Consider the following 6356-nt stretch of genomic DNA (forward strand, 5'->3'; position numbering starts at 1 on the left):
GAGGCTTGCCCGCGAAGACGGCCTCACAGACACCGCAAATTACCCTCATCGAAACCATCGATGCGCTCAACTCATCAGGAGTTTCCATGACCCATAAAGTCCCCGAACCCGACCTCAACTACCTGCAAAAAGTCCTTCTGGAAATGCTCGCCATTCCGAGCCCGACCGGTTTCACCGACACCATCGTGCGTTACGTCGCCGAGCGGCTTGAAGAGCTGGGCATTCCTTTCGAGATGACTCGCCGCGGCACCATTCGCGCCACGCTTAAAGGCAAGAAAAACAGCCCCGACCGCGCCGTTTCCGCCCACCTCGACACCATCGGCGCCGCCGTTCGCGCAGTGAAAGACAACGGTCGCCTGACTCTGGCGCCAGTTGGCTGCTGGTCCAGCCGTTTCGCCGAGGGCAGCCGCGTCAGCCTGTTTACCGACAACGGCGTGATCCGTGGCAGCGTGTTGCCGTTGATGGCGTCCGGGCATGCGTTCAACACCGCCGTGGACGAGATGCCGATCAGCTGGGATCACATCGAACTGCGCCTCGATGCGTACTGCGCGACCCGCGCCGATTGCGATTCCCTGGGGATCAGCGTCGGCGATTTCGTCGCGTTCGACCCGTTGCCAGAGTTCACCGAAAGCGGCCACATCAGCGCCCGGCACCTCGACGACAAGGCCGGCGTTGCCGCGCTGCTGGCGGCACTTAAAGCGATCGTCGACAGTGGCGAAGAGCTGATGATCGACTGTCATCCGCTGTTCACCATCACCGAGGAAACCGGCAGCGGTGCGGCGGCGGCATTACCGTGGGACGTCAGCGAATTCGTCGGCATCGACATCGCCCCGGTCGCGCCCGGCCAGCACTCCAGCGAACATGCGGTCAGCGTGGCGATGCAGGATTCCGGCGGGCCTTATGACTATCACTTGTCGCGGCACCTGCTGCGACTGGCCAGCGACAACGAGTTGCCGGTGCGCCGCGACCTGTTTCGCTACTACTTCAGCGATGCACATTCGGCGGTCACCGCAGGCCATGACATTCGCACCGCCCTGCTCGCCTTCGGATGCGACGCGACTCACGGCTACGAACGCACCCACATCGACAGCCTTGCGGCGCTCAGTCGCCTGCTCGGCACCTACATCCTCAGCCCGCCGGTGTTTGCCAGCGATGCGCAACCGGCCAAAGGTTCGCTGGACCGGTTCAGTCATCAGATCGAACATGACACGCAGATGGAAAGCGATACGCGGGTGCCTTCGGTGGATAGCCTGGTGGGGCAGCGGTCGGATAGCTGATCCGGAATTTTCATTGCCTGGGCTGACGCCTTCGCGGGCAAGCCTCGCTCCTACAGACTTTGCGTCGATCCGAAGTAATGTGATCAACGCGAAACCTGTAGGAGCGAGGCTTGCCCGCGAAGACGTCAGCCCAGGCAACACATCGGGTCCAGACTAGCCGCCACCCATCATTCGCCGTAGCATCGCGCCATTGTTTAGCCGAGGTGCCTATGCTGATTCCCCACGACCAACTTGAAGTCGACACCCTGACCCGCCTGATCGAGGACTTCGTGACCCGTGACGGCACCGATAACGGCGATGACACGCCGCTGGAAACCCGCGTATTGCGTGTTCGCCAGGCCCTGACCAAAGGTCAGGCGCTGATTGTCTTCGACCCGGAAAGCGAGCAATGCCAGTTGATGCTCAAGCACGACGTGCCCAAGCATCTGTTCGACTGACGCCTTCATCGCCCTTTGGTTTTTGCCAGTTTGACCTGGATGCGCTTGTAGACTTCAGCACGGTGCACATTGACGCTTTGCGGCGCGTCGACGCCGAAGCGCACCGTGTTGCCGTTGACGGCGACAATACGCACCGAAATGTCGTCACCGATGGAAATCATTTCGCCCACAACGCGGCTGAGTACAAGCATGGCATTCGTCCTTCAGGGTTATCGAACCCTGAAGATGCCCGGCACACGGCGGGCCTTCAATGCGACGAGGGCAAAACAGTCCCGCCCTACAGCGCAAGGCGAACACCTCTTAAGGAAACGTCTTACAAACCGTGGCTTTGCTTCAGGCAGCGGAAAAACGCGGGCCGAACAGGATGACGCTTGCGCCGATCACACACAGCGCCACGCCGATCCAGTCAGAGCCGAGCGGGCGAATCCGTTCGACTACGGCCAGCCAGCCAATCGACGCAATGATGTAGATGCCACCGTAGGCGGCATAAGCCCGCCCCGCGTAGCTCGCCTCGACACGGGTCAGCAGCAGCGCGAACAAGGTCAGGCTGAGCAGCGCCGGCACCACCCACCAGACGCTTTTGCCTTGGCGTAACCACATCCAGAAGGCAAAGCAGCCGGCGATTTCGAACAGCGCGGCAAGAAAAAACCACAGGTAATTGAGCATGCGAACGTCTCGCGAGGATGACCGATGGCGGCCACCCTAACGGCGACGTTGTGCGCGGGCAAGTTCAGCCTGCGGTCTGTTTGGCCTTGGCGCGCATTTTATCGGCCATAAGGGTCATTTCGTCGTAGAGCAGTTGCGGGTTCTTCTGCTTCAGCGCCCAGGCCATACGGCCCTGTTCGTGGGGCAGGATCATGAATTCGCCAGCGGCGACGTGCTGATAGATGTAGTCGGCAATGTCGGCCGCACTAATCGGCGAACTTTCCAGCAACTTGCCAACCTGCGCTTTCATGGCGGGTGTCGGACCACGGAAAGAGTCTAGCAGGTTGGTCTGGAAGAACGACGGGCACACCACATGCACGCCAACTTCCTGGTGCGCCAGTTCGATCAGCAGGCTTTCGGACAAAGCAACTACACCGGCCTTGGCCACGTTGTAGTTGCTCATCGCCGGGCCTTGCATCAGGGCGGCCATCGACGCGATGTTGATGATCTTGCCTTTGCTTTTTTCCAGCAGCGGCAAGAACGCCTTGCAACCCTTGACCACGCCCATCAGGTTGATCGCGATCTGCCAGTCCCAGTCCTCCAGGGACAGTTCGCTGAAGAACCCGCCCGAGGCAACACCGGCGTTGTTGACGATGACATCGATGCCGCCGAGCTTGACTTCACAGGCTTGGGCGAACGCAGTCAGCTGACTGTAATCGCGCACGTCGCAACGCTGGATAAAGCCATCGCCGCCGGCTTCGCGAACCAGCTTCAGGGTTTCCTGCAGACCGGGTTCGCTGACATCCGACAAAGCCAGTTGCCAGCCTTCACGTGCCCAGCGCAGCGCGATTTCGCGACCCAGGCCCGAGCCCGCGCCAGTGATCATCATGCGATTTTGCATAGCAAACAGCCTTGTTGTTCCGGGGAAGATGCGTCGAGTGTAGCGAAGGACCTTGCCCGACCCACGCTCCATCAGATTGCTGAATGGCGCAATCAAACCGCGAGCGCGCCTGAATCAACCAGGCCCCTGAAAACGAAATAAGCCTTTCTTCGAAATACATTAAAAAAACTTGGAATTTTCTTTCAAGTGCACCAGTCGGAATTTACAAGCAGCTCGGGTTTATTGCAGTCCAGCTGACAATTAACACCAGGCAATTTCAGAACACTTCCGACAAGGAAATAGACATGGGCACAATACTAATCATTATTCTGATCCTCCTGCTGGTAGGTGGTCTGCCGGTCTTCCCTCATTCCAGAAGTTGGGGTTATGGCCCGTCGGGTATCATCGGCGTGGTGTTGGTGGTGCTGTTGATTTTGCTGTTACTCGGCAAGATATAAAGATCTGACAGGCAAAAAAAAGAGGCCCTTGAAGGGCCTCTTTTTTATTGCGTCAACGCTCAGTCCGGCTTGCCGTCAACGACACCGGCGGTGTTGTCGATCAGGCTCTTGGTCGCCGTTTGCAGGAACGCTTCGAGCTTGAGTTTCAGCTCGGCAGTGCGAGGTGCATTCGGAACGATCTCGGCGCGAGGTGTCGCGCCCAGTTCGTACTGATACATCTTCGGCTCCATTTCCTTTTCCTTCGGCAAGACCAGAATCTGATCCACCGTGACAATGGCCGTGGTCTGTTCGCTGCCCGACGGTTTGATCACGCCAAAACCGGTGTCGCCTTCCGGCAGGTCGAGCAGGTCACGCCCCCAGCACTGATGACGCACTTCGCCACCGATGCGACCCATGATGGTCGGTACGATGTCGATCTGCGTGCCCACCGTGTGGTCAAGTTTGCCGAATTTGTCCTGGATGCCCGGTGCAATCATCAGCATCGGCACGTTGAAGCGGCCCAGGTCCATTTCGGTGATCTGGCGCTCGTTGCCGAAACCGTGGTCGCCGACGATGACAAACAGGGTTTCCTTGAAGTAAGGCTCCTTGCGGGCCTTTTCAAAGAACTGACCGAGCGCCCAGTCCGCGTAACGCATGGCGGTCAAATGCTCGTTCAGGCTGCCACGATCGGTCACGCGCTCGACCGGCAATGGCGTCGGCAAGGCGTATGGCGTGTGGTTGGACAGGGTCTGCAGCAAGGCATAGAACGGCTTGCCGTTTTCCCGCGCCTTGAGTTCGACCAGACCACGGTCGAACATGTCCTGGTCGGACACACCCCAGGTCGGATCGGAGAACACCGGGTTGACGAAGTCGTTACGACCAATGAAGTTGGTCATGCCCTGGCTGCTGAAGAAACCCGACTGGTTATCCCAGGCGAAGTCGCCGTTGTAGACGTACACGTCGTCATAGTCGCGGGCGCTGAGCAATTGCGGGAGGCCGGACAGCTTGTGACTGCCTTCCGGGGTCTGCATCAGGTATTCGAAACCCGGCAGGTTCGGGAAGCAGGCCATGGTGGCGAACATACCCTGGTGGGTGTGGGTGCCGTTGGAGAAGAAGCGGTCAAACAGCAGGCCTTCCTTCGACAGCTTGTCGAGGTACGGCGTGATGTTGCCCGGTGCACCGAGGGCACCGACCGAGTGACCGGCCATGCTTTCCATCAGGATCACGACGACGTTCTTGATCGGCAGAGTCTTGTCGGCCGGCGGCGTGTAATCGCGACGCACCGCTGCGGTCTCGGCATCCACCAGTTTGTCGTTCGGCATCACCAGCATGTCACGCACGATTTGCTGAGCTTGCGGCTGTGGCAGCGTGGCTTTCCAGATGTTGTCGCGATCTTCGGACATCCGGCTCTTGGCCGCCGCGACCAGCGACAATGTGCCGTTGAGGCCCAACTGGTTGGCGAAGTTGGAGTCGGTGGTGTAGACGTCACCCCAACGCAGTGGCGGGCCTTGGCGCAGAGTGCCGCGAGCCGCGACCACGCAGACCAGCAGGCACACCACGAACACGACAATGCGCGCGTACCACGGGGCGATCTGGCGCGTGCCGATGCTGCCGCCGCTGAACGGACCGCGAGGACGGGTCGCGCGGTCGGCGCCCTTGAACGCCAGGGTCAGGATCAACGTGCCCACGGCCCAGGCCAGCAGGTAGCGAACCACCGGGAATCCGTACCAGAGCATGCTCATTACGGTTTTCGGGTCTTCCTTCACGTACTGGAAAACCAGGCCGTTGAGGCGCTGGTGGAACTCGCGATAGAAGTCCATTTCCATCAGGCCGAGGAACAGCGCGATGCTCGAAGCGATGGTCAACCAGAAACGGAAGAACCCGCGGGCCGCCATGGCCCGGGAGCTGAACAGCGCCAGCAACAGCGGAATGCTGAGGTAGACCACCAGGCGCAGGTCGAAACGCAGACCGTTGGCGAACGCTTCGAAGAAGGTCGAGGCCGGGGTGTCGAGGATCATCTCGCGGTTGTAGACCAGCAGCGCGACGCGCAGCAGGCTGAACATGACCATCATGACCAGGGCACACAACAGCGTGTAGGCCAGATGCGATTTGACGGTCGGTTGCAGCAGGCGACTAGAAGCTCGCTGCTGACTCAGGGCGTCCGGGATTGCCATGTCGTTTTAGGACCCATTGGAAGTTGAAGTTTCAAAATTACAGCTGCGCCCTGCCCTCTGTTGGCCAGTTCTCGGCCCCGGGGTTTGCGCGGTGCGCAAATGTTGCACGATCAACCGCGGCATTGCCATTGATTACTGATCTGCACGGCTGGCGCGGGCGAATTGTCTTGGAGGCTTTGTGAAAATTTTGTGTAGCGCATATTCGGAAACACAATAAAGTCTTTCAGAGTCCATAAGTTGGGTGTGGTCATATCCGTTTCTGCGGTCACGGCGGCTATTGGTTTCGCCCTTACGGCGAGTCACTTGGAGAAGCGCCAAGTAACCAAGCGTTTTTGCCCCTTTCGTTCGGTGCCTCGCTCCGGTCCTGCTCCGTGGGCCCGCCGCGATCGGCCATCCCTGGCCGTGGGCGGCTAACCCGGCATCCATGCCGGGTTGCCCACTGCGCAGAACCTCCACTCGGCCTCTCGAGGGGGCGACTACCGCCACAGCCGCCGAGGCGGCCTGAA

The 6356-nt window shown here is 59.7% G+C and carries 7 protein-coding genes; 3 read left to right on the forward strand and 4 right to left on the reverse strand.

The genetic code is table 11. The features are described 5' to 3' along the window. Window positions 1-86: 86 nt before the first annotated feature. Together PMI32_RS02700 and PMI32_RS02695 are read left to right on the forward strand one after the other, a co-directional pair. Complete coding sequence (locus PMI32_RS02700; protein ID WP_008034547.1) at window positions 87-1277, forward strand: osmoprotectant NAGGN system M42 family peptidase; 1191 nt, start codon at window positions 87-89, stop codon at window positions 1275-1277. 209 nt (window positions 1278-1486) lie between these two features. Further along, a complete protein-coding gene (locus PMI32_RS02695) occupies window positions 1487-1714 on the forward strand; it encodes a YheU family protein (RefSeq protein ID WP_003199186.1) in 228 nt (75 codons plus the stop codon). Window positions 1715-1719: 5 nt separating this feature from the next. On the opposite strand, the gene csrA is transcribed toward PMI32_RS02695, so the two are convergent. The 3 genes from csrA to PMI32_RS02680 form a co-directional block, all read right to left on the reverse strand. Beyond that, entirely contained in the window at window positions 1720-1905 is a 186-nt protein-coding gene (csrA, locus tag PMI32_RS02690) for a carbon storage regulator CsrA (RefSeq protein ID WP_008034548.1), read from the reverse strand. A 142-nt stretch (window positions 1906-2047) separates the two neighbouring features. Beyond that, complete coding sequence (locus tag PMI32_RS02685) at window positions 2048-2380, reverse strand: YnfA family protein (protein WP_008034549.1); 333 nt, start codon at window positions 2378-2380, stop codon at window positions 2048-2050. 64 nt (window positions 2381-2444) lie between these two features. Beyond that, complete coding sequence (locus tag PMI32_RS02680) at window positions 2445-3260, reverse strand: SDR family oxidoreductase (protein ID WP_008034550.1); 816 nt, start codon at window positions 3258-3260, stop codon at window positions 2445-2447. 278 nt (window positions 3261-3538) lie between these two features. On the opposite strand from PMI32_RS02680, the gene PMI32_RS30100 reads away from it, so the two are divergent. After that, window positions 3539-3697, forward strand: a complete 159-nt coding sequence (locus tag PMI32_RS30100) for a DUF3309 family protein (RefSeq protein WP_174602692.1) — start codon at window positions 3539-3541, stop codon at window positions 3695-3697. Window positions 3698-3756: 59 nt separating this feature from the next. Here the strand turns inward: PMI32_RS30100 and PMI32_RS02670 are convergent, their stop codons facing one another. Next, on the reverse strand, window positions 3757-5850 hold the full coding sequence (locus tag PMI32_RS02670; RefSeq protein ID WP_008034553.1) for an LTA synthase family protein: 2094 nt from the start codon (window positions 5848-5850) through the stop codon (window positions 3757-3759). Window positions 5851-6356: the final 506 nt, after the last annotated feature.

This window comes from Pseudomonas sp. GM60 (assembly GCF_000282415.1).
Taxonomy (GTDB): domain Bacteria; phylum Pseudomonadota; class Gammaproteobacteria; order Pseudomonadales; family Pseudomonadaceae; genus Aquipseudomonas; species Aquipseudomonas migulae.

Excerpts from the sequence above, each read along its gene's own strand:
- PMI32_RS02700 (WP_008034547.1), top strand. The coding sequence starts at position 87 with ATGACCCATAAAGTCCCCGAACCCGACCTCAACTACCTGCAAAAAGTC.
- PMI32_RS02695 (WP_003199186.1), top strand. The coding sequence starts at position 1,487 with ATGCTGATTCCCCACGACCAACTTGAAGTCGACACCCTGACCCGCCTG.
- csrA (WP_008034548.1), bottom strand. The coding sequence starts at position 1,905 with ATGCTTGTACTCAGCCGCGTTGTGGGCGAAATGATTTCCATCGGTGAC.
- PMI32_RS02685 (WP_008034549.1), bottom strand. The coding sequence starts at position 2,380 with ATGCTCAATTACCTGTGGTTTTTTCTTGCCGCGCTGTTCGAAATCGCC.
- PMI32_RS02680 (WP_008034550.1), bottom strand. The coding sequence starts at position 3,260 with ATGCAAAATCGCATGATGATCACTGGCGCGGGCTCGGGCCTGGGTCGC.
- PMI32_RS02670 (WP_008034553.1), bottom strand. The coding sequence starts at position 5,850 with ATGGCAATCCCGGACGCCCTGAGTCAGCAGCGAGCTTCTAGTCGCCTG.